The organism is Streptomyces roseoviridis, from assembly GCF_039535235.1.
Lineage (GTDB): Bacteria > Actinomycetota > Actinomycetes > Streptomycetales > Streptomycetaceae > Streptomyces > Streptomyces roseoviridis.
On sequence record NZ_BAAAWU010000001.1, the window covers coordinates 1,558,786 to 1,580,572 of the forward strand.

At 73.1% G+C, this 21,787-nt stretch carries 17 protein-coding genes and 1 pseudogene; 5 read left to right on the forward strand and 13 right to left on the reverse strand.

Going from position 1 to position 21,787, the window contains the following annotated elements; all coding sequences use genetic code 11:
• Nucleotides 1–8: 8 nt before the first annotated feature.
• From ABD954_RS07080 to ABD954_RS07105, 6 genes and pseudogenes are all read right to left on the reverse strand, one after another.
• Nucleotides 9–557: a DUF1697 domain-containing protein gene (locus ABD954_RS07080; RefSeq protein WP_345484929.1), complete on the reverse strand. Its 549-nt coding sequence runs from the start codon at nt 555–557 to the stop codon at nt 9–11.
• A 108-nt stretch (nt 558–665) separates the two neighbouring features.
• A complete protein-coding gene (locus tag ABD954_RS07085; protein WP_345484930.1) occupies nt 666–1,877 on the reverse strand; it encodes a S8 family peptidase in 1,212 nt (403 codons plus the stop codon).
• Nucleotides 1,878–2,068: 191 nt separating this feature from the next.
• Nucleotides 2,069–3,320, reverse strand: a pseudogene (mgt, locus tag ABD954_RS07090) (macrolide-inactivating glycosyltransferase).
• A 28-nt stretch (nt 3,321–3,348) separates the two neighbouring features.
• Nucleotides 3,349–4,662: an ABC transporter substrate-binding protein gene (locus tag ABD954_RS07095; protein ID WP_345484932.1), complete on the reverse strand. Its 1,314-nt coding sequence runs from the start codon at nt 4,660–4,662 to the stop codon at nt 3,349–3,351.
• Nucleotides 4,662–5,501: a carbohydrate ABC transporter permease gene (locus ABD954_RS07100; RefSeq protein ID WP_345484933.1), complete on the reverse strand. Its 840-nt coding sequence runs from the start codon at nt 5,499–5,501 to the stop codon at nt 4,662–4,664. The genes ABD954_RS07095 and ABD954_RS07100 overlap by 1 nt, the downstream gene beginning before the upstream one ends.
• Nucleotides 5,498–6,442, reverse strand: coding sequence for a carbohydrate ABC transporter permease (locus tag ABD954_RS07105; RefSeq protein WP_382746073.1), 945 nt, complete (start codon nt 6,440–6,442; stop codon nt 5,498–5,500). The genes ABD954_RS07100 and ABD954_RS07105 overlap by 4 nt, the downstream gene beginning before the upstream one ends.
• Before the next feature lie 145 nt (nt 6,443–6,587).
• On the opposite strand from ABD954_RS07105, the gene ABD954_RS07110 reads away from it, so the two are divergent.
• Nucleotides 6,588–7,445, forward strand: coding sequence for a phosphotransferase enzyme family protein (locus ABD954_RS07110; protein ID WP_345484934.1), 858 nt, complete (start codon nt 6,588–6,590; stop codon nt 7,443–7,445).
• A gap of 62 nt (nt 7,446–7,507) precedes the next feature.
• Nucleotides 7,508–8,338: an alpha/beta fold hydrolase gene (locus ABD954_RS07115; RefSeq protein WP_345484935.1), complete on the forward strand. Its 831-nt coding sequence runs from the start codon at nt 7,508–7,510 to the stop codon at nt 8,336–8,338.
• 4 nt (nt 8,339–8,342) lie between these two features.
• Here the strand turns inward: ABD954_RS07115 and ABD954_RS07120 are convergent, their stop codons facing one another.
• From ABD954_RS07120 to ABD954_RS07135, 4 genes are all read right to left on the reverse strand, one after another.
• Nucleotides 8,343–9,068, reverse strand: a complete 726-nt coding sequence (locus ABD954_RS07120; RefSeq protein WP_345484936.1) for a 3'-5' exonuclease — start codon at nt 9,066–9,068, stop codon at nt 8,343–8,345.
• Between the two features lie 88 nt (nt 9,069–9,156).
• Nucleotides 9,157–10,407: an SAV2148 family HEPN domain-containing protein gene (locus tag ABD954_RS07125; protein ID WP_345484937.1), complete on the reverse strand. Its 1,251-nt coding sequence runs from the start codon at nt 10,405–10,407 to the stop codon at nt 9,157–9,159.
• 131 nt (nt 10,408–10,538) lie between these two features.
• On the reverse strand, nt 10,539–11,843 hold the full coding sequence (locus ABD954_RS07130; RefSeq protein ID WP_345484938.1) for a copper amine oxidase: 1,305 nt from the start codon (nt 11,841–11,843) through the stop codon (nt 10,539–10,541).
• A gap of 50 nt (nt 11,844–11,893) precedes the next feature.
• Nucleotides 11,894–12,667 (reverse strand): Tat pathway signal sequence domain protein, encoded by a 774-nt coding sequence (locus ABD954_RS07135; RefSeq protein ID WP_345492009.1) that lies wholly within the window; start codon nt 12,665–12,667, stop codon nt 11,894–11,896.
• A gap of 201 nt (nt 12,668–12,868) precedes the next feature.
• On the opposite strand from ABD954_RS07135, the gene glgX reads away from it, so the two are divergent.
• Nucleotides 12,869–14,989: a glycogen debranching protein GlgX gene (gene glgX / locus ABD954_RS07140; RefSeq protein WP_345484939.1), complete on the forward strand. Its 2,121-nt coding sequence runs from the start codon at nt 12,869–12,871 to the stop codon at nt 14,987–14,989.
• Here the strand turns inward: glgX and ABD954_RS33580 are convergent.
• Both ABD954_RS33580 and ABD954_RS33585 read right to left on the reverse strand, forming a co-directional pair.
• Nucleotides 14,958–15,662 carry an MFS transporter gene (locus ABD954_RS33580; RefSeq protein ID WP_382746071.1) on the reverse strand — a complete coding sequence of 235 codons (705 nt, stop codon included), beginning with the start codon at nt 15,660–15,662 and terminating at the stop codon, nt 14,958–14,960. The two genes, glgX and ABD954_RS33580, sit on opposite strands and share 32 nt — an antisense overlap.
• Before the next feature lie 8 nt (nt 15,663–15,670).
• Complete coding sequence (locus ABD954_RS33585; RefSeq protein ID WP_382746070.1) at nt 15,671–16,204, reverse strand: MFS transporter; 534 nt, start codon at nt 16,202–16,204, stop codon at nt 15,671–15,673.
• A gap of 81 nt (nt 16,205–16,285) precedes the next feature.
• Between ABD954_RS33585 and treY the strand changes: the two genes are divergently transcribed.
• Nucleotides 16,286–18,637, forward strand: a complete 2,352-nt coding sequence (gene treY / locus ABD954_RS07150; RefSeq protein ID WP_345484940.1) for a malto-oligosyltrehalose synthase — start codon at nt 16,286–16,288, stop codon at nt 18,635–18,637.
• A 110-nt stretch (nt 18,638–18,747) separates the two neighbouring features.
• Here treY and ABD954_RS07155 read toward each other — a convergent pair whose 3' ends face one another.
• A complete protein-coding gene (locus ABD954_RS07155) occupies nt 18,748–20,925 on the reverse strand; it encodes a TerD family protein (protein WP_345484941.1) in 2,178 nt (725 codons plus the stop codon).
• 186 nt (nt 20,926–21,111) lie between these two features.
• Here ABD954_RS07155 and ABD954_RS07160 point away from each other — a divergent pair, with 186 nt between their 5' ends.
• Nucleotides 21,112–21,624: an SsgA family sporulation/cell division regulator gene (locus tag ABD954_RS07160; protein WP_345484942.1), complete on the forward strand. Its 513-nt coding sequence runs from the start codon at nt 21,112–21,114 to the stop codon at nt 21,622–21,624.
• Nucleotides 21,625–21,787: the final 163 nt, after the last annotated feature.

The window sequence follows — 21,787 nt, forward strand, 5'->3', positions numbered from 1 at the left end:
TGGGCCATTCAGCCGGTCATCTCGACGAGCCTGCGGACGGTGTTCCAGTTGCGGGCGGTCACGGTGACGCCCTTGAAGAGCGCGGGCCGGGACAGCGCCTCCCCTAGCTTGGAGCGGCCGAGGCCGTCGGGTGCGTAGAGGTAGACGACGCGGTCGCCGAGCGCGAAGGACTCGGGGGCGAAGGACTCCCGGTCGAGGCCGGCGAAGCGGTCCTCGTCGACGGGGCCGGAGAGGAAGAAGGCGTGCAGCTGCTTGCCCTCAAGGTCGGCGGCCGGGTAGGGGCAGTCCGCGGCGACGGCGGCGAGGTAGTCGTGGTCGCGGACGAGGCAGTCGACCCGGAAGCCGAAATGCTTCTCGATCGCGGCCTCGACGGCCTCCCTGACGGACTCGTCGGGCCCGTCCGCCTCGGTGGTGAAGACGGCGTTGCCACTCTGGAGGTAGGTCTTCACGTCCCGGTGGCCGAGCTCTTCGAGGAGCGAACGAAGCTCCGCCATGGGGACCTTGCGGTGTCCTCCGACGTTGATCCCGCGGAGCAGCAGGGCGTAGGTCGTCGTCATGGGCCCACCTTAGGGGGTGGGTGAGACAGGGGCACGAGACGACCGCCGTGCCCCGTGGGGGAGGGCACGGCGGTCGCCGGTCTCAGTGGTGCTCCGCGAGGGGCGTCGTCACTCGACGATCTTCAGGAGCTTGTTGGCGGTGCCGGGGCTCGCGTCGGAGATCTTGTCGGGGGTGGCCCCGGAGATCAGTGCCTCGGCGACCTGGTCCGGGGTGGCGTCGGGGTGTGCCGCGAGGTAGACGGCGGCGGCGCCGACCACGTGCGGGGTCGCCATGGACGTTCCGGAGATGGTCTTGGTGCCGGTGTCGCTGTCGTTCCACGCCGAGGTGATGTCCGAGCCGGGGGCGTAGAGGTCCACGACCGAGCCGAAGTTGGAGAAGCTCGACTGCTGGTCGTCCTTGGTGGAGGAGGCGACGGTGAGGGCCTCGGTGACGCGGGAGGGGGAGCCCTGGCCCGCGTCGGAGGACTCGTTGCCGGCGGCGACGCCGAAGGTGACGCCGGAGGCGATCGCCTTCTTGACCGCCTCGTCGAGCGCCGGGTCGGCGCTGCCGCCCAGGCTCATGTTGGCGACCGACGGGCCCTTGTGGTTCTGGGTGACCCAGTCGATGCCGGCGACGACCTGCTCGGTGGTGCCGGAGCCGTTGTCGTCCAGGACGCGGACGGCGACGATCTTGGCCTTCTTGGCGACGCCGTGCGCGGTTCCGGCGATGGTGCCGGCGACGTGCGTGCCGTGACCGTTGCCGTCCTGGGCGGTGTTGTCGTTGTCGATGGCGTCGAAGCCGTCGGTGGCGCGGCCTCCGAAGTCCTGGTGGCTGACGCGGACGCCGGTGTCGATGACGTACGCGGTGACGCCCTCGCCCGCGTTGTCGGGGTAGGTGTACTTCTTGTCGCCGGCGGTGTCGGCCTGGTCGACCCGGTCGAGACCCCAGGACGGCGGGTCCTCCTGCGTGGCGTTGATGGTGAACTTCCGGTTCTGCACCACCTTGGCGACGGCCGGGTCGGCGGCGAGGCGCTTGGCCTCGGTCTCCGTGAGGCCGTTGACGGAGAAGCCGTTGACGCTGGAGTCGTACGAGCGGCGCAGGGTGCCGCCGTACTCCTTCGCCAGCTCGCTCTTGCCGCTGCGGGCGGTCTTCTCGTCGAGCAGCACGACGTAGCTGCCCGCGACGGCGTTCTCGGCGCCGAGGCCGTAGACCGTTCCTTCGGCGGGCGTGGGGGCCGCGCCGGCGAACGGGCTCGTGAGGGCGGTGATTCCGGCGGCCGCGGCGATCGCGGTCGTGACGGCGATGTAACGGGTCCGGCGGACGCGCTTGTGTATGGCCATGAAGAGGAGTCTCCTCGTCAGGATTTGTGGGGGGTTGGGCCACCGGCGGGAAGATCTCCGGTCGCTCGTTCGAAACCCTGACTCATTGACGAGTGCAAATCAAGGTCTTCACAGAGCTATGACTTCTTCAACAAGGTTTCTTAATAAGAAAAGGGGCGAGTCTCCGCAACTCGCCCCTCGTGCGGGGTGATTCAGGACCGCGGCAGCTCCGCCTCGATCAGATCGGCCGCGCGCCGCGTCCCGCCCTCACCCGCCATCTGCTGTGCGATCTCGCGAGCCCTGCGGGCCACTTCGGGGTCCGAGACGAGGGCGAGCACGGTCTCGCGGAGCCGTTGGGGCGTGACCTCCTCCATGGGCAGGTGGCGGGCGACTCCGAGCGCCTGGAGCATGTCGGCGTTGCCGAACTGGTCGACCGCCTGCGGCACCGCGACCATCGGGGTCGCGGTCGCCAGGCCCTCCTGACTGCCGCCGGCGCCCGCGTGGGTGACGAAGGCGTCGGCCTCCTCCAGGACGGCCTGCTGCGGCACCCAGGAGCGCACCTCGACGTTGCCGGGGACGTCGCCGAGCTCGGCCGGGTCGACGAACCTGCCGATCTGCAGCACGACGTGCCACCCGTCGAGCCCGCCGAACGCCTCGACGCAGGCGCGGTAGAACGCCGGCTGTTTGGTGAAGGCGGAACCGAGCGAGACCAGGAGCACCTTTTCCGCCGTCGCGGGGCGCCGCCACTCCCCCGCGTCCGGCTGCTCGGCACGGCAGGAGCCGACGAAGGTGTAGACGGACTCGTCGACCCGGTCGGCGTTCGGCTGGAGCACCTTCGGAATGAGGACGAGCGCGCGTCTCGGGCGGGCGATGAGCCGGTCGGGGTGGGTGTCGACGCCGTGTGCGGCGAGCCACTCCTCGAACCGCGCGTAGTACGCCTTGCCGCGCGGCGAGGCCCTGAGCTCGGCAAGCATCGGCGCGGCGACCTCCTCCTCGTATCCCTCCCAGGGGACGAGATTCGGCCAGAGCGAGAGGGCGGGGACGCCCCAGGTGTGGGCGAGGACGGGGGCCGGGTACGAGGTGATGTCGTGCAGCACCAGGTCGGGGCGGTCCCGGTCGAAGGCCGCGGCGAGCTGCGGCAGGGCCTGGACGGCGTCGTCCAGGAAGGGTTCGAGGTTGTCGATGAGTTCGGTGCCCCAGGCGTCGGGGTCGTCGTCGGTCGGGAGCACGCTCGTGTAGACCACCGGGGTGGCGCCGGTCGCGGCGACCTTGTCGGCGAACGCGGCGGGGATCGCGTAGCTCACGCGGTGCCCCCGGTCGACGAGTTCGCGGATGACGTCGAGGCTGGGGTTCACGTGGCCGTGGGCGGCGATGGAGAACATGGCGAGGTGGGAGCGGTGGGTCGCGGTCATGGGGAGGACTCTAAACGAGACGAGACGTCTCGTCCAATCTTTTCCGTGCGATCGTCCCCCGCCGGGGAGCGGCCGCGCCCTCAGTCCCGCTGGTAGCGGGCGAGCACCCGGTTGCCGTCCTCCACCAGACGCCGCCTCAGCTCCTCGTCGCCGATGGCCCCGCTGTAGTACTCCTGGAACGCGGGAGTGGCGACCTTGTCCTTCCACTCCGGATAGCCCCGCACCGACTGCGCGGGCGCCGGCCGCAGCTGCCGCGCGACCGCCGCGCCCGTCGCCCATCCGAACCGTGGGGTGTGCAGGACGGGGTCGGCGAGGGCGGTCGTGGAGGTGGGCAGCATCCAGTCGCCGAGCGCGAGCCGGACGGTGGCCTGGGGCTGGAGGAGGAAGTCGAGGAACGCCGCGGCCTCCTTCTTGTGGGGGCTCTCCTCGGCGATGGAGAGGGTCTGCGGGCTGACGCCCTGCGCGAGCCCGCCCGCCCCGGCGGGTGGGGGCAGCACCATCCAGTCGAAGCCCTTCGGGGCCTGCTGGACGATCTGCTGGCGGTACGAGAAGCCCAGCGGGACCATCGCGTACTTGCCCCCGAAGAAGCCCGGCAGGGTGTCGGAGCCGCCGCTGCCGAGGGTGGCCCGGGAGGCGGTCCGGTCGGTGTCGACCATCGCCCGGATGGTGCCGGGCACGACGGCGTCGCCGTCCTCGAAGCGCAGGGTGACCTTGCCGTCGGCCTCCCGGTGGAAGAGCCGGCCGCCGGCCGACAGGCCCAGGTTGAGCGAGACGGAGACCGGTTCCTTCAGCGGCCAGGCGACGGCGTACCGGCCCCGGCCCATCCGGGCCGTCAGGTCCCGCGCGACGCTCCGGAACTCCTCCCAGGACCACGGCTTCTCGGGCGTCGGGATCCGGACACCGGCCTCGACGAGGATCTTCCGGTTGGCCATGATCATGCGCGGTTCCTGGAGGAACGGCACGCCGTGGATCCCGTCGCCGAAGGTGGTCGTCCGCCAGCTGTGGGCGGGGATGTCGGCGCGCAGCCGCTCGGACAGCAGGGGGCGCAGGTCGGCGAGGTAGCCGCCGTAGGCGAAGTCGGCGAGGTCGTCGGAGGCGTCGTGGATGAGGTCGGGCGCCTCACCGCCCTCGAAGGAGGTGAGCAGCTGGTCGTGAACCGAGTCCCAGCTGCCCTGGACGTAGTCGACCTGAACACGGGGGTGGGCGGCGTTCCACTCCGCGACCAGTTCCCTGTTCGCGTCGACGGACTCCTTCTGCCAGGCCAGGGACAGGAAGCGCAGCCGGACCACTCCGTCGGCGCCCCGCTCCCCGCCGGTGCCGCCCGCGGTGCAGCCGGCGAGCAGCAGGACGAGGACGGCGGCGACGGCGCCCGCGAGTGTCGTCAGGCGCCTCATCACTTCACCGCCCCGGCCAGCATGCCGCCGGTGATCCGCCGCTGGATGACGGCGAAGACGACGAGGGAGGGCAGGGTGGCGAGGAAGGCCGCGGCGGCGAGCGGTCCGAGGTCGGCGACGCCCTCCGCGCCGAGGAAGTGGGTGAGGACCACCGGCAGGGTCTGCTTCTCGGGGGTCTTGAGGAGCACCAGCGCGAAGAAGAACTCGTTCCACGCGGTGATGAAGGCGAAGAGGGCGGTGGCGACGATGCCGGGGGCGAGCAGCGGGCCCGTGACGGAGACGAGGATGCGCAGCCGTCCGGCGCCGTCGACGGCCGCCGCCTCCTCCAGTTCGGCGGGCACGGCCCGTACGTAGCCGGTGAGCATCCACAGGGCGAAGGGCAGCGACCACACGACGTACACCGCCACGAGCCCGCCGAGGGTGTTGATCAGATGGAGGTTCTTGAGGATCAGGAAGAGCGGGATGATGAGGAGGACGAAGGGGAACGCCTGGCTGACCACCACCCAGCCGGTCGCGGCGGCGGTGAGCCGGGAGCGGCGCCGGGCGAGGACATAGGCCATCGGCGTGGCGACGGCGACCGCGACGAGGGCGGCGGTGAGCGCGGCGAACAGGCTGTTCCCGGCCGCCCTGAGCAGCGGCTGTTCGTCGAAGGCCTGCCGGAAGTTCTCCAGCGTGGGGTCCTTCGGGATCCAGGTGGGGTGCAGGGAGCCCAGTTCGGCGGCTGGCTTGAAGGCGGTGGAGACCAGCCACAGGAACGGGAAGGCGAGGAAGACCAGGTACGCGAGGAGGGCCGCGTACTGGCCGGCGCGGGCGGGCCCGCTGGTACGGAAGGCGCTCACCGGTCCTGATCTCCCTTGAGCCGTCCGACGAGATACAGGGCGAGGAGTACGGAGACGACGGCGACCAGCACGCAGCCCATGGCGGCGGCGTAGCCGAACTGGCCGTAGCGGAAGGCCTCCTCGTAGGCGAAGAGCATCGGCAGCCGGGTCCGGCCGCCCGGTCCGCCGGCCGTCAGCACGTACACCAGGGCGAAGGAATTGAAGTTCCAGATGAAGTTGAGGGCGGTGATGGCGAGGGCGACGGGCCGGAGCGCGGGCCAGGTGACGGTGCGGAAGCGGCGCCAGGCGCCGGCGCCGTCGAGGGCGGCGGCCTCGTGGAGCTCGTGCGGGGTGTTCTGCACGCCGGCGAGCAGGGCGACCGTGGTCTGCGGCATGCCGGCCCAGACGCCGACCAGGATCACCGCGGGCAGTGCGGTGCCGAGGCCGCTGAGCCAGGCCCGTCCGTCGCCGAGGCCGAGGTCGCGCAGGGTCTCGTTGAGGATGCCGGCGTCCGGGTTGTAGACCAGCCGCCACATGATGCCGACGACGACCTCGGGCATCGCCCAGGGGACGATCGCGAGCGCCCGCGCGAGCCAGCGCAGCCGCAGCCGTTGGTTGAGCAGCAGCGCGAGGCCGAGGGAGAGCAGGAACTGCGGGACGGTGACGCCGACCGCCCACAGCAGGCCGATGCGGAAGGAGTCCCAGAAGAGGGTGTCGTGGAGCAGGTCCTGGAAGTTGAGGGTGCCGACCCAGCGGGTGGCCTGGGTGCGGCCGGACTGCGCGTCGGTGAAGGCGAGCGCGATGCCGTAGAGGAGCGGGCCGACGCTCAGCAGCAGGATGGGCAGCAGCGCGGGCAGGACGAGGAACCAGGCGCCGTGGTCGTGGACGGGGCTCCGGGACCGGACCCGGCCGGGGCCGGTGCGGCGCTCCGCGGACCGCTTCGGCGCGGTCGTCACACTCACCGATCGACCCCCTGTGCCCGGTTCGCGACCTTGCCTGGGACTCGGTCATCGTCCTGACGTGCCGTCGGTTCGTCAAGGCGACCTGCGCGGATGCGAGACTTTGGCGCAATCGCGCCGGCTGTCGCCGGAGACTGAGGAGAGAACGATGGACGAGGCCCGGGCCCGGGAGATCCTGGCCGAAGCGGGACTGCGGGCGGCCGACGCGGCGCTGCTCGCACTGGGCGAGAACGCGGTGTTCGCCCTCGGCGACCTGGTGGTCAAGGTCGGCCGGGACGCCGAGCTGCTGCCGCGCGCCGAGCGGGAGATCGCCCTGGCCGGCTGGCTGGAGAAGGCCGGCATCCCCGCCGTACGGGCCGCGGAGCCCGTGCCGCGGACGGCCGGGGGACATCCGGTGACCCTCTGGCACCGGCTGCCCGAGGCCGTACGTCCCGCCGAGCCCCGGGACCTCGCCCCGCTGCTGCGCGCCGTGCACGCCCTGCCCGAACCGGCCGGTCTCGCCCTGCCGCGCCGTGAGCTGCTCGGCGGCGTCGAGCGCTGGCTGCGGCTCGCGGGCGACGCGATCGACCCGGCCGACGCGGCTTTCCTGCGCGAGCGGCGCGACTCCTTCGCCCCGGCCGCGGCGCGGCTCGTCCCTCATCTGCCGCCGGGTCCGATCCACGGGGACGCGCTCCCCCGCAACGTCCACGTGGGCCCCGACGGACCGGTCCTGGTGGATCTGGAGACCTTCTCCTGCGACCTGCGCGAGCACGACCTGGTGGTCCTCGCCCTGTCCCGGGACCGCTACGGCCTCGACCCGGCCGCCTACGACGCCTTCACCGCCGCCTACGGCTGGGACGTGCGCGAATGGGAGGGCTGCGCGGTGCTGCGCGGGGCCCGGGAGACCGCGAGCTGCGCCTGGGTGGCCCAGCACGCGCCGACGAACCCGAAGGCGCTCGCCGAGTTCGAGCGGCGGGTGGCCTCGCTGCGGGACGGCGACCCCGAGGTGCGCTGGTACCCCTTCTGATCTCGCGGGGACCTGACATCATGATCCCTCGAGGAACGGACCTTCCGGAACGGGGTGTTGTCATGCGGATGGAGTTGTCCGGCGTCGCGCTGGACGTCGAGGTGAGCGGTGAGGGGCCCGTCGTGCTGCTGCTGCACGGCTTCCCGGACTCCCACCACCTGTGGCGGCACCAGATCCCGGCGCTGAACGACGCCGGGTACCGGACGGTCGCTCCGACCCTGCGCGGCTTCGGCGGCTCGGACCGTCCGGAGGGCGGGCTCGAGGCGTACCACCCGGCCCAGCACGTCGGCGACGTCATGGAGCTGCTCGCCCGACTCGACGTGGACCGCTTCCATGTGGTCGGCCACGACTGGGGCTCGGGGATCGCGCAGGGCATCGCCCAGGCCGTGCCGGACCGGGTGGCGAGCCTGACGGTGATGTCGGTGGGCAGCCTCGCGGCGATCTTCGGCGCGGGCGGCTGGGAGCAGCGCCAGCGACTGTGGCACGTGACGATGTTCCAGCACGAGGGGCTCGCCGAGGAGTGGCTGTCCCGGGACGACTTCGCGAACCTGCGCACCATGCTCGCCGACCACGCGGACGCGGACGGGGTCCTGGAGCCGCTGCGCGCGCCGGGCGCGCTCACCGCCGCTCTGAACATCTACCGGGCGGGGCTGCCGATCGAGGCCCAGCTGGCCGAACCACCGGCGGCGGTGCCCCCGCTCGCCGTCCCCGTCATGGGCGTCTGGTCCACCGGCGACCGGTTCCTCACGGAACGCCAGATGACCGGCACCGCGGCCCACGTGAGCGGCCCGTGGCGCTACGAGCGCGTCGAGGACGCCGGGCACTGGCTCCAGCTGGACCAGCCGGAGAAGGTCAACGAACTGCTGCTGTCGTTCCTGAAGGAGAACGGCTAGCCGGTCACGGTGCGTGGACCGGCAGGGCTCCGCGCACCGGCCAGACCGGGTCGACGACCGCGTCCGGCTCGCCCTTGCGGCGCAGGAAGGACTGGAAGTCCTCGGCCCACTCCCGGTACCAGCCGATCTGCCGCTCGTGCAGCTCGGCCGGGTCGAGGGCGGCGACGGAGGCGTGCCGCTCGGCTATCGCGACGGCCACCCGGACCGCGGCGAGGGCGTCGGCCGCGGCCTGGTGGGCCCGGTCCAGCACCACCCCGTACTCGGCGCAGACCGCTTCCAGGGTGCGCTTGCCGCGCCGGTAGCGGTCGACGGCGCGGTCGATGGTGTACGGGTCGAGGACCGGGCCTATCGGCACGCCGCCGAGCCGCTCGCTCAGCGAGGGCAGTGCGTGGCGGTGCAGTTCGGCCGAGAGCAGGGTCAGGTCGAAGGAGGCGTTGTACGCCACGACCGGGACGCCGTCCTCCCAGTACCGGGCGAGCGTGGTGGCGATCTCGTCGGCCACCTCGCGCACCGGGCGGCCTTCGGCCGCGGCCCGCTCGCTGCTGATGCCGTGGATCGCGGACGCCTGTGCCGGGATGCGGATGCCCGGGTCGGCGAGCCAGTCGTGCTGCCGCACCACCCGTCCTTGGTGGACTCCGACGATCGAGGCCGTCACGATGCGGGCCTCCAGCGGGTCCGTACCGGTCGTCTCCAGGTCGAAGCCGGCCAGCTCTTCCCCGTACCAAGCCATCGGGTCCTCCTTCACTGATCTCCCCCCGTGGTGATGCACACCCTCGCACGCGCCACTGACAATCCGGTCGGCGCCCGGGTCGCGGAGGTCAGGAGACGGGGCGGGAGTCGAGCCACACCGACTCGAACTCCTCCCGGTATGTCGCGAAAAGTCCGTTGTCTCCGTCGCGGTCGTGCTGCCCCGAGCGCACCACGTTCCGCCCGCCGCCCCGCAGCACCAGGACCGGCGCCTCCATGCCGCGCGCCTTGCGGAGGTAGGACTGGACGACCGCGACGCCGTCGGGGCCGTCGCCGTCGACGAGATAGGCGGTGAAGCGCGGGGTCTCGTCGAAGACGTGGATCTGGAAGGCGCCCGGATCGCGCAGCTTCGAGCGGACCCGGCGCATGTGCAGGATGTTCATCTCGACCGAGCGGCTGAGCTCGCCCTTCTTCAGGCCGAGTTCCCGCTCGCGCCGCTTGACCGCGCTGCTGGCCGGGTTGAGGAAGAGCAGCCGTATGCGGCAGCCGGACTCGGCGAGGCGGACCATGCGCCGCCCGGAGAAGTTCTGCACGAGCAGATTGAGACCTATGCCCGTCGCGTCGAGCCGCCGGGCCCCGCCGAACAGGTCCTCGGCCGGCAGCTGCCGCTGGAGCCTGACCCGGTCGGGGTGGACGGACACCACGTCCGCGTAGCGGTCGCCCACCAGGTCCTCGACGGCGTCGACCGGCAGCCGGTCGGCCGACGGCACCCCCGCCCCGCTCCCGAGGATCTCCAGGAGCCGGGCGGAGGCCCGCTCGGACTGGGCGAGGACGGTCAGCGACAGGGCCCGGTTGCGGGAGACGACGTTGCGCGTCACCTCCAGCTCGTCCAGGGCGAGTTCGACCTCGCGCCGGTCGTCGAAGTAGGGCTCGAAGCAGGGCCAGTGCTGCACCATCAGCTCCCGCAGCTGCGGGAGGGTGAGGAAGCTGAGCACGTTGTCGTCGGCCGGGTCCAGCAGGTAGCCCTTGCGCCGGGAGACCTCGCGGACGGCCACCGCCCGCTGCACCCACTCCTGCCCGGCCGGCCCGGCGGCGGCCACCACCCACTCCTCGCCGTGCACCGGCTCGTACACCGGCCGCAGCACCGCCGCGACGACGGCCCGCAGCCGCTGCTCGACGAGATTCAGCCAGATGTAGGCGCGGCCGGCCCGCTGGGCGCGGGTGCGCACCTCGCTCCACGCCTCCGGACCCCAGTCGAGCTCGGCCCCGATCTCCACCGGCCGGGCGACGGACACCGCGCCGGGCGGCGCCTCCGCGGGCTCGGCCGGTCCGCCGTCGTGACCCGCCTCACCTGGGGGCAGCTCCAGACCTCCCGAGCTCACCCACGCACCGCCTTCTGCTCCCGGACACCCGTTCCGGCCGACTGGACCACCATCTGACAATGATCGACAACGATCAAGGAAGGGTACTCCGGGAGCGGGAGGCGACGCAGCAGGATCGACCGGCCCGTTGCTCAACTGCCCTGGCGCGGAGCTCCGTTCTGGCCGGCGAGATCGGCCGGAGTGAGCGGATTCATAGCGGTTACGTCCCGGGGCGCCAGCTGGAATCCCTGCCAGTGGACCGGCATCGGCTGCTGGTCCTCGTCCCGGGCGACGTGGTGGAACCCGATGTTGACCCAGACCGCCGGATTCTTCAGCGTCTCCCCGTTGACCCACTTGTCCACGCTGTCCGGGGCGCCCTGACCGCAGTTCAGGATGTTGTTGCTGGCGAACTGCTCACAGGCCCGCGCCTGGGTGAAGTAGACGTCGTGCCGGGTGTAGGGGCGCCCGCCGTAGGTGTTGGTGTGGCCGGGCACGATCTCGTACGAGCGCGGGTGGCCGTCCTTGTTCTTGCCGGTCTCGCTCACCACCCGCCACCAGCGCATGTTCTTCGCGTCACCGGCGAGCTCCTTGGTGACGGTGGTGCGGGTGGTCTTCACGGTCGGGCTGCCGCCCCGGGCGGGCGGGGTGACCTTGGAGTCGTACTGCTCGATCCGGCCCTTGGAGCTGCCGTCCAGCCCGAAGTCCAGCTTCCAGAAGACGTTGTGGGCGTGGCTGGTGGCGTAGTCGCGGGCGCCCTTGCCGATGGGCCAGCCGCGGCCGTCGGTGGCGTTGTAGTCCACCGGCGAGAGGCTGCCGGTGGCGCCGACGTTGGCGCCGATGGTGCCGTCGGAGGAGAACCGCCACTCGGTGATGTACTCGTACCAGCCGACCTTGTTGACGGTGTAGACGAGCAGGTCCTTGCCCTGGGCGGCCCACACCTTGCCGCCCTCGTCGGCGGCCATGCGGTAGGCGTGGCCGCGGGCCCGGGTGGTGGTGCACAGGCCGTTGACCTTGCCCACCTCGGGCACCTTGACGGAGGTGATCGTGCCGCCGGGGCACTCGCCGGGCTTCAGGCCCTGCAGGCCCCAGCCGAATCCGGCGCCGGTGAGGTCGTCGTACTCGGCGTTCCCGTCGTCGTACGGGACGTGGATCTGGGCGAGCTTGGCGCTGTTCAGGACCCGGATGGGGGCGCGCTCGCCGGGCGGCTGGTAGGTCACCTTGTCCAGGATGAGCCCGGAGTCGGTGGAGTAGCGCCAGCACATGCGCCAGACGGTGCCGCCGTCGAGCTTCTGCTCGATGCGGTACGCGGCGGAGCAGTCGGCCGGCGGCGGGGCGGGGGCGGCCGGGGCGGCGGCGCTCACGGGCGAGGCGCCGGTCAGGGCGACGGTGCCGAGCAGGGCGCCGGCGGCGAGGACGGTGCCCGGTGTGCGGGCATGCCGAAGTCGCGAAGAGGACATGGGTCGTGTACTCCCTCGGTACGGGCGTGCGGAGCGGGCCGCGGCGGTGGTCAGCCGACGCGGGTGACGGTCTGGGCGCTGAGGTCGACGATCAGGTTGCGGGTGTCGATCCAGGAGCCGTTCAGGACCTTGGTGACGAGGCGGACGCACCGGTGCTCGCCGCACTTCGCGAGGCTCGCGGGGACGTCCTTCTCGCGGTAGGTGCGGTAGACGTCGCCGTTGAACCAGAGCTGGTCGGTGGAGGTGAGGTCCTTACCGGTGGCGTCCTTGTAGTCCTCCTTGACGCCCTTGCCCAGCGGGCTGTCCAGGATCAGCCGCAGCGCGGCGCGCAGTTCCTCGGGATGGGCGGAGGGCTGCACCCCGCGCTGGGCGCCGCTCTCCTCGACCTTGCCGGTGTCGAGGTTGACGGTGCGGGTCAGCAGGGTGTCGCTCGTGTAGTCGTAGAAGCGGACCTGCGCGCGGCGCGGGGCGCCGGCCTGCTCGCCGGGCCGGGGGTCGGCCAGCTCGGTGGCCAGGTGCTGCGGGCCCCGGCCGCCCTCGGCGTTCCTCTGGGCCGAGGCGGCGGGCGGGGTCAGCGCCAGGGCCTCGGCCCGCTTCAGCTCGTCGTCGGTGAGCGGGTCGGTGCCGATGCCCTTCTTCCCCTCGGGCGGCGCGGAGGCCAGGGTGGCGGGGCCGGGCGGCCGGCCGTCGGCCGAGGGGTCGCTCCCCGGCGTGCCGGACGCGGCCTGTCCGGTGCCGCCGGGCGGCGCGCCGGGGGCCTCGTCGGCGCCGGCGCTGCCCGGCAGGGTGACCGCGACGGCGACGGCCGTCCCGGTGACGGCCATGGCGGCGCCCGCCACCACCTTCCCCAGGTGACGGCGCACTGTTTTCAACACACTTCCCCCCATATGTTCACGTTTTCCCCCTATGGAGCGATGGTCACCCGGTAGGACGGGTCGAAGTCCTAGGAGGTTGCTCCTGTTTCGGGCAGGATCTGGCCGAAGCAGGACCCTTGTCCGCGGATCGGAAATGGAAGAGTTTCGTCTATGCAGGTCTGGCCGGGACAGGCGTACCCCTTGGGCGCCACCTACGACGGCGCCGGTACCAACTTCGCGGTCTTCTCGGAGGCCGCCGACAGGATCGAGCTGTGTCTGCTCCATGACGACGGTTCGGAGACGGCGGTGGAGCTGCGCGAGACCGACGCCTTCGTGCGGCACGCCTATCTGCCGGGCGTGATGCCCGGCCAGCGCTACGGCTTCCGGGTCCACGGGCCGTACGCGCCGGAGCGCGGGCTGCGCTGCAACGCGGCGAAGCTGCTGCTCGACCCGTACGCGCGCGCGGTGTCGGGCACGGTGGACTGGGGCGAGGCGGTGTACGGCTACCACTTCGGGCGGCCGGACTCGCGCAACGACCTGGACTCGGCGCCGCACACGATGTCCTCGGTGGTGGTCAACCCGTACTTCGACTGGGGCGACGACCGGCGCCCGCGCACCGAGTACCACCACACGGTGATCTACGAGGCCCATGTGAAGGGCCTGACGATGCTCCACCCGGACCTCCCGGAGGAGCTGCGCGGCACCTACGCGGGGCTCGCGCACCCGGCGGTGATCGGCCATCTGAAGGAACTGGGAGTCACCGCGCTCGAGCTGATGCCGGTGCACCAGTTCGTGAACGACCACCGGCTGGCGGACGCGGGGCTCGCGAACTACTGGGGCTACAACACGATCGGCTTCTTCGCCCCGCACAACGCCTACGCCTCCTGGGGCGACCGGGGCCAGCAGGTCCTGGAGTTCAAGTCGGCGGTGCGGGCGCTGCACCGGGCGGGCATCGAGGTGATCCTCGACGTGGTCTACAACCACACCGCCGAGGGCAACCACCTGGGGCCGACGCTCTCCTTCCGGGGCCTGGACAACCCCTCGTACTACCGGCTGACCGACGACCCGCGCTACTACATGGACACCACCGGCACCGGGAACTCGCTGCTCATGCGGTCCCCGCACGTGCTCCAGATGATCATGGACAGCCTGCGGTACTGGGTGACCGAGATGCACGTGGACGGCTTCCGCTTCGACCTGGCGGCCACCCTGGCGCGCCAGTTCCACGAGGTGGACCGGCTGTCGTCGTTCTTCGACCTGGTCCAGCAGGACCCGGTGGTCAGCCAGGTCAAGCTGATCGCCGAGCCGTGGGACCTGGGAGAGGGCGGCTACCAGGTGGGCAACTTCCCGCCGCAGTGGGCCGAGTGGAACGGCAAGTACCGGGACTGCGTGCGGGACCTGTGGCGCGGCGAGCCGCGGACGCTCGCCGAGTTCGCCTCGCGCCTGACCGGCTCCTCCGACCTCTACCAGGACGACGGGCGGCGGCCGCTGGCCTCGGTGAACTTCGTGACCTGCCACGACGGCTTCACGCTGCGGGACCTCGTGTCGTACAACGAGAAGCACAACGAGGCCAACGGGGAGGGCAACCGGGACGGCGAGAGCCACAACCGGTCCTGGAACTGCGGCGCCGAGGGCGACACGGACGACATCGGGATCCGTGAGCTGAGGGCCCGCCAGATGCGCAACTTCCTGGCCACGCTGATGCTGTCGCAGGGGGTGCCCATGCTCAGCCACGGCGACGAGTTCGGGCGCACCCAGGGCGGCAACAACAACGCCTACTGCCAGGACAGCGAGATCGCGTGGGTGCACTGGCCGAAGGCGGGCAGCGAACCGGAGGCCACGCTGCTGCGGTTCACCCGGGCCATGGTGCGGCTGCGCCGTGAGCACCCGGTCTTCCGGCGGCGCCGCTTCTTCCACGGGCGGCCGGTGGAGGGCACCCACGACGAGCTGACCGACATCGCCTGGTTCACGCCGCAGGGCGAGGAGATGACGGCACGGGACTGGCAGGCCGCGCACGCCAAGGCGCTGACGGTCTTCCTCAACGGCAACGCGATCTCCGAGCCCGGCCCGCAGGGCGAGCGGATCGCGGACGACTCCTTCCTGCTGATGTTCAACGCCTCGTCGCAGGAGCTGGAGTTCGAGGTGCCGGACAGCCACGGCGAGTGCTGGAGGGTCGTGGTGGACACCTCCCACCCGGAGGGCATGCCGCCGGAGGACGGCCCGCGGGTGACGGCCGGCGAGCGGGTGACGCTCCCGCCGCTCACGCTGACGGTGCTGAGACGGCCGGCCTGACCTCCTGACCCCGGGCCGCCGGGACCCGCACGGTCCAGGACAGCACGGCGCACGCCACGGCCGCCCCGGCCGCCACCGTGAAGGCGGCCGGGGCGCCGTGCGTGTCGGCGAGCCGGGCCGACACGGCGAGCGCGAGGGCCTGTCCGCCGACGATGCCGCTGGTGAGGAACGCCATGGACTCGGCGAGCCGGGCGGGCGGCACGGTCCGCTCGGTGAGGCCGAAGACGGTGATGAGGTGCGGGGCGTAGGCGACGCCGAGGACCACCACGCCCGCGTACAGCCCGCCGAGGCCGTCGACGAGGACCAGGGGCGCGGCGAGCACCACGAGCGCGGCGGTCGAGGCACGCCAGCGGGCGGTCAGGCCGATCCGGGCGGGCACGGCGGCCGTCGCGAACCCGGCGAGGGCACTGGTCACGCCCATGGCGGCGTAGACGAGGCCGGCCTGGCCGGGCGTGCCGAGGCGCTCGGTGAGGGCGGTGATCCCGGCCTGCGAGGCGCCGAACATCGCGCCCTGGAGGACCATCGTGGCCCGCAGGGCGTACGTGGCGGCGGGCAGCCTGCTCCGTTCGGCGGCACTCGTTCGGGTGGCCTTCGAGACGGCCCCGGGGTCCGTCGCCGACGCCCGGGCGGTGGGGTGGAGGGCGAACGCGGTGCCGCAGCCCGCGAGGAGCACGGCGGCGGTCAGCAGCGCCGCCGCGGGGTGGGCGACGGCGGCGGCGAGACCGACGAGGGCGGGCCGAGGACGAAGGAGACCTCGTCGAGGGTGCCCTCGAAGGACAGCACGGTGGCCACGGCGCGGTCGTCGGCGCCGGCCGCGCGGGCCAGGCGGACCGAGCGGGTCCGGGCGAGCGGGCCGACCTGCGGGACGGTGGCCCCGGCGAGGGCGCCGAGCAGCACGAGCAGGCCGGTCGCCGCCTGGCCGAGGGCGGCGAGCACCAGGGCGGTGACGGCGACGGCGTTGGCGAGTGACGCGGCGAGGACCACCGGCCGCTGGCCGCGCCGGTCCGCGAGCCGTCCGACGAGCGGTCCGGCGACGGTCTGGCCGGCGGCGAGCGCCCCGCCCGCGAGGCCCGCGGTGGTGAGCGAGCCGCTGGTCTCGGCGACCAGCAGGAGGCTGCCGAGCTGGCACATGGCGGTCGGCAGCCGGCCGAGGAAGGACACCGCGGGCAGGACCGGGCCGAGCAGCGAGAGGGTGTCGCGATACATCCGGAGCATCACGCGAACGTAACGCGATGCACACGAACGGATGCATGGGGCGATGACACGGAAGCCTCCGCGCGGGGTACGTACGTTCGCATGACGTCCTCTTCGCCGGGCCCCTCCTCTGAGCGGACGCTGCCCACCGCCACCTACCGGCTCCAGATGCAGCCGGAGTTCCCGTTCGCCGCGGCCGAGCGGGCCGTGCCCCACCTCGCCGCGCTGGGGGTCTCGCACCTCCACCTGTCGCCGGTCCTGGAGGCGGTCCCCGGCTCCACGCACGGCTACGACGTGACCGACCACCGCAGTGTGCGGGCCGAACTGGGCGGCGAGGCGGGCCTGCGGGCACTCGCCGCCACCGCCCGGGCCCACGGCCTCGGCCTGGTGGTCGACCTGGTGCCCAACCACATGGCGGCCTCGCCACGGCACAACCACGCCCTGCGCGAGGTGCTGCGCGAGGGTCCCGACTCGCCGTACGCCCGCTGGTTCGACATCGACTGGGCGGCGGGCGGCGGGCGCATGCTGCTGCCGGTGCTGCCCGGCCGGCTCTCCGAGGTGCGGGAGCGGATGCGGGTCACGGACCGGGGGCTCAGCCTGGACGGACAGGAGTTCCCGCTGCGGGAGGGCACCGAGCGGCTCCCGCTGGAGGAGCTGCTCGACGCCCAGTGGTACCGGCTCGCGTGGTGGCGGCTCGCCCGCACCGAGCTCAACTACCGCCGCTTCTTCACCATCTCCGACCTCATCGGGGTGCGGGTCGAGGACCCGGAGGTCTTCGAGGCCACCCACGGGAAGATCCTGGAGCTGGTGCGGGACGGGGTCGTCGAGGGGCTGCGGATCGACCATCCGGACGGCCTCGCCGACCCGGAGGGCTATCTGGAGCGGCTCGCCGAGGCGACCGGCGGGCGGTGCTGGACGGTGGTGGAGAAGATCCTCACCGGCACCGAGCCGCTGCCGCCGTCCTGGCCCGTGGACGGCACCACCGGCTACGACGCCCTGCGGTACGTGGACGGCCTGTTCACCGACCCGGTGGGAGCCGACGAGCTCGCCGACGTCTACCGCGAGTTCGCCGGCCGCGCCGGGGACCGGGGCGGCTACTGGGAGGCGACCGCCCGGCGCGCCGCGTACAAGGTGGTGACCCACGAACTGGCCGCCGAGACCGCCGCGCTGACCCGCATCGCGGAGCGGATCTGCGCCGCCGACCCGGCCCTGCGCGACCACGCGCCCTGGGCGCTGCACACGGCGGTGCGCGAACTCCTCGTCCGCGTCCCGGTCTACCGCCCGTACCGCACCGGCGGGGAGCGGGTGCTCACACCGGAGGCGGCGCGGGGCGCGAAGGCCGCGTTCGCGGTGCCGGAGGAGGCGGCGGCGGTGGACGTGGTCCGGGACCTCGCCCTCGGCCTGCGCGGCGACGGGCCGCAGCACCGGGCCTTCCGGGCCCGCTTCGCGCAGACCTCGTCGGCGCTGCGGGCCAAGTCCGTGGAGGACACCGCCTTCTACCGGTACACGCCGCTGCTGTCGGCGAACGAGGTGGGCGGCGACCCGGGCCGGCCGGCCGTGGCGCCCGACGAGTTCCACGCCTTCTGCGCCCGGATCGCCCGCGACTGGCCCGGCACCGGCACGGTGCTGACCACCCACGACACCAAGCGGAGCGGCGACGTACGGGCCGGGATCGCGGTCCTGTCCCAGTGCCCGCAGCGCTGGGCGGAGCTGCTGGAGGAGGTCGCCGGGGTGCCCGCGCCCGATCCGCATCTGGCGTGGACGGCGTGGCAGACCGCGTTCGGTCTCGGCACCCCGGACGCGGCGCGGCTCGGGCCCGCGATCCTCAAGTCCGTACGGGAGGCGGGGCTGCACACCAGCTGGACCGAGCAGGACGCCGGTTACGAGCGGGCCGTGGCCGAGTTCGTGGCGGCGGGGCCCGGCCGCATCCCGCTGCGGCAGGCGTCGGAGGCCGCGTTCGCCCTGGAGCCCCACATCCGCTCCCACGTCCTGGGCGCGGCCCTCGTCCAGCTGACGATGCCGGGCGTGCCGGAGCTGTACCAGAACACCGAGCGGGAGTACCGCGCGCTCGTCGACCCGGACAACCGGACGCCGTTCGCGGTCGGGCCCGACGACGACAAGACGGCCGTGGTGCGGGCGGCCCTGCGGCTGCGCCACGCCTACCCGGAGCTCTTCGGTCCCGGGAGCGGCTACGCCCCGCTGGCCGCGACCGGTCCGGCGGCCCCGCACTGCCTGGCCTTCACGCGCGCGGAGCGGGTGCTGACCGCCGTGACGAGGCTGTCGCTGCGGCTGGCGGAGGCGGGCGGCTGGCAGGACACCGCGCTGCGGCTTCCGGAGGGCCGCTGGACCGATCTCCTGGACGGGATCCGGGAGTTCACCGGCGGCCCCGACACGCCCGTGAAGCTCGCGGAGCTGTTCGAGGAGCGGCCGGTGGCGCTGCTCGTACGGGCGTGAGGGGGGGACTGAGCAGGGGCTGAGGGGGCGAGGAGAGCGAAGGGACTGCGGACGATTGGTTTCGTAGAAGGAAGCCCCTTCATGGCCTCGCCCCTCCAGGACCGTAACACTCAGGCCGGTATCAGGTCGCGCAGATTTTCGGGGGTGATCACGCGCGAGCCGGGGGCCAGTCCGTCGGGGCGCTCCAGACCGATGAAGGTGACCGGCTCCCCGGGCGGGGTCCCTCCCTCCCACGGCGTGACCGGGGTCCCCGCCGCGGCCATCAGTTCCGTGAGGTGCCGGACCGTCAGCGGGGTCCGCTCGACGAGCGCGCGGACCAGCACCCCGAAGGTCACCAGGTGCCCTTCGACGCGGTTCTCCGCCGGCTCGCCCTTGAGGTAGAGGTGCAGCCAGCGGGCCTGCCAGCGACCGTCCTCGTCCCGCCGGAAGGCGAGCGGCAGCGCGATCCGGCCGGGCCCGCGCAGATCGGACTTCATGCGGACGGTGCGCGGCTCGAAGGGCCGGCCCTCCTGGCCGGCGTCGCGCAGCATGAAGCCGAAGAAGGACTCCTGGACCCGGTCGAAGCGCTCGCCGCTGTAGACGTGCACCTGCGGGACGATGAAGGAGCCGCGCACGGCCCCGAGACGCAGGTCGATGAACTCCGAGGCGCCGTCGCGCGCGTCCGTGACGTCACCGGAGTGGACGCCCTCGACGGTCGCGAGGGAGGTGTACGAGAGCCAGGTGACGGCGTCGTAGTCCTCGTCCAGCACGAGCGCGGAGAGGTCGTGGTCGGTGCTCTGCACGGCCTGCTTCCAGTACGTGAAGAACCGCAGCAGGTCGCCCTCGACCGGCGAGACCGAGCCGCGCGGCAGGACGCCGAGGCCGGCCGCGCTCGCCCGGCCGCTCAGGGGCAGGGCCACGTCGAGGACGGCGGGGTCGACGAGCAGCCGTTCGGGGACGTCCAGGCGGCGCAGGGTCTCGGCGTCCAGCAGCGCCGTCAGCCGGTCCGCGACGGCGGGCGGAAGGGGGTCGCGGGTGTCGTCGGTGACCCACGCGCCGCCCGTCCGGTTCACGAACACGCGGCGCGGCGCGCCCCGCCCCGTACGGTTCTGGACGTGCTCGCGCAGCGAGAGGACCAGCCGGCCGGACACGCGCGGCGCGGCCCGCTCGGCGGCGGCGAGGACGCCGTCGCGCTCCTTGTCGTCGGCGGCGCTGCGCAGGAGGCGGTCCAGCGAGCGGAACAGCATGCCGGGGGCCGCGTCGGCGAGGAGTCCGGCCGCCCCCGCGGCCCCGTCCCGGCCGAGCACGTCCTCGACGCGTCCGGCGAGCGTCGGCACCCTCCGCTCACCGCGGGCGACCGCGAACACCTCGGCGGCGTGCGGCCACTGCGGGTACTCGTGCGGGTGCAGCCGCTCCCCGAGCCGCTTCCACGCCTCGCGGTGGGCGGCGACGTCGGCGAGCTTGGCCGGGTTCGCGGCGACGACCGCGTCGAGTCCGGCGAGGAGGGCACGGCGGTGGGGCCGGGACGGCGCGCGGAAGCGGGTGCGCTCCCGCAGCGTGACGTCGCCGTCCGACAGGGCGCACGCGAGGCGCAGGACGTCGGTGACGGTGTCCAGGAAGAGGTCCCGACCCGCGCGGAGCAGGGCCCGGTTGACGACGGCGCGGCTCTCGCGGACCGGGATCGCCCCGGGGCGGGGACCGTCCGCGCGGTGCTCGGCGAGCACGGCCAGGTCGGCCAGGTGCTCCGGGCCGAGCGGGGTGACGCTGCCGGCGAGGGCCAGGTAGAGGGCGGTGACCTCCTCGTCCAGGGACGCACCGGGGTGCAGCACGGTGACGCGGTCGGCCGCCGAGGCGATCAGCTCGTCGTGGGCGGCGGCCATCTCCTCGTAGCTGTGCCGGTAGCGGCCGTACGCGGGCAGGGTCAGCAGGTTCACGCGCCCGGCGCGCAGTTGCGCGAGGGTCCGGGCGCGGGTCGTGTCGTCGGCGGACAGGGCCTGGGCGACGCACTCGGCCCAGAAGTCGGCCGTGTCCGGCACGTTGGCCGGGAAGTCGACGAAGTAGACGTTGTGCCGGACGTGGTCGCCGACCAGGACGCGGACGGTGTCCAAGGTGCGGGCCGCGGTCGCGACGACGGTCTCCTCGGACCGTCCGGACAGCTCGGCGAGGAGCCGGGCCGAGAGCTTGAACCCGACGGACATCAGGGCGACGTCGAACTGCCGTGCGGCGGCTGCCCCGTCCCCGGCGGGCCCGGCCGGGGCGGGGAGCCGGAGGGTGTGCGCGACGACCAGGCGTTCGAGTGCGGAAACCATGCGCGCATGCTCCCAGGCGCGGGCCTCCCGCCGCACACGGTTTTCGTCCCGCTTTCCCCCGTGCTTTCCGCCTCGTCGACCGCCGCGCACCCCGTCCCCCGCATTTCCCCCTCACGTGTACGCATAGGTCAGGCCGCAGCGGTTACGCGCACAGGAGGCGAGAGCAGGCGGAGAAAGGAGAGCGACATGTCCGAGCCGCGGCGGCGCGACGACAGGGCGGGGCGCACGGCGGAGTCCCCGGTGGCCCCGTGGCGTACGACGGGACACCGGGTGCACGGCGACCTCGAGGTCCCCATCGAGGTGGTGTTCTCCTACGACCCGGCCGACCCGTGGGCGGTCCGGGCCAGCTTCGGACAGGTCGGCGGGGCGGTCGACTGGACCCTCTCGCGTGAGCTGTTGCACGCCGGCACCCGCACGTCGTGCGGGGTCGGTGACGTCCAGCTGTGGCCGATGCGGCGCGGCGGCCTGCAGGGCCGGCTGCGGATCCGGCTCGGCGGTACGGGAGTTCCGGTCCTCGTCGACGTCGACCGCTCGGCGCTGCGCAGCTGGCTGTCGGCCACCTTCCACGCGGTCCCGGCGGGCACGGAGTCGGCGCGGATCGACTGGGCGGCGGAGGCGGAGCACATCGGTCCGGGCGTCGCGCCGGAGGTGGAGCGCGACGCGGGCCGGGGCGAGGCGTCGGGGTACGGGGACATCTGAGGACATCTGAGGCGGGCGGCGGCAGGTGGCGGCGGGCCTCGGAGGAGGCCGGTCCCGCCCGGGGGGCTCGGCCCCGTCGCGGAGCCGGCCCCGTCGCGGAGCCGGCCGCGCTGAGGAACGTGCCGCGCCGAGGAACATCGCCCGAGGAGCCGGCCCCGCCGAG

Coding starts and splice junctions, on each gene's coding strand:
- ABD954_RS07080 (WP_345484929.1), bottom strand. CDS start 557: ATGACGACGACCTACGCCCTGCTGCTCCGCGGGATCAACGTCGGAGGA.
- ABD954_RS07085 (WP_345484930.1), bottom strand. CDS start 1,877: ATGGCCATACACAAGCGCGTCCGCCGGACCCGTTACATCGCCGTCACG.
- ABD954_RS07095 (WP_345484932.1), bottom strand. CDS start 4,662: ATGAGGCGCCTGACGACACTCGCGGGCGCCGTCGCCGCCGTCCTCGTC.
- ABD954_RS07110 (WP_345484934.1), top strand. CDS start 6,588: ATGGACGAGGCCCGGGCCCGGGAGATCCTGGCCGAAGCGGGACTGCGG.
- ABD954_RS07115 (WP_345484935.1), top strand. CDS start 7,508: ATGCGGATGGAGTTGTCCGGCGTCGCGCTGGACGTCGAGGTGAGCGGT.
- ABD954_RS07120 (WP_345484936.1), bottom strand. CDS start 9,068: ATGGCTTGGTACGGGGAAGAGCTGGCCGGCTTCGACCTGGAGACGACC.
- ABD954_RS07130 (WP_345484938.1), bottom strand. CDS start 11,843: ATGTCCTCTTCGCGACTTCGGCATGCCCGCACACCGGGCACCGTCCTC.
- ABD954_RS07135 (WP_345492009.1), bottom strand. CDS start 12,667: ATGGCCGTCACCGGGACGGCCGTCGCCGTCGCGGTCACCCTGCCGGGC.
- glgX (WP_345484939.1), top strand. CDS start 12,869: ATGCAGGTCTGGCCGGGACAGGCGTACCCCTTGGGCGCCACCTACGAC.
- ABD954_RS33585 (WP_382746070.1), bottom strand. CDS start 16,204: ATGCTCCGGATGTATCGCGACACCCTCTCGCTGCTCGGCCCGGTCCTG.
- treY (WP_345484940.1), top strand. CDS start 16,286: ATGACGTCCTCTTCGCCGGGCCCCTCCTCTGAGCGGACGCTGCCCACC.
- ABD954_RS07155 (WP_345484941.1), bottom strand. CDS start 20,925: ATGGTTTCCGCACTCGAACGCCTGGTCGTCGCGCACACCCTCCGGCTC.
- ABD954_RS07160 (WP_345484942.1), top strand. CDS start 21,112: ATGTCCGAGCCGCGGCGGCGCGACGACAGGGCGGGGCGCACGGCGGAG.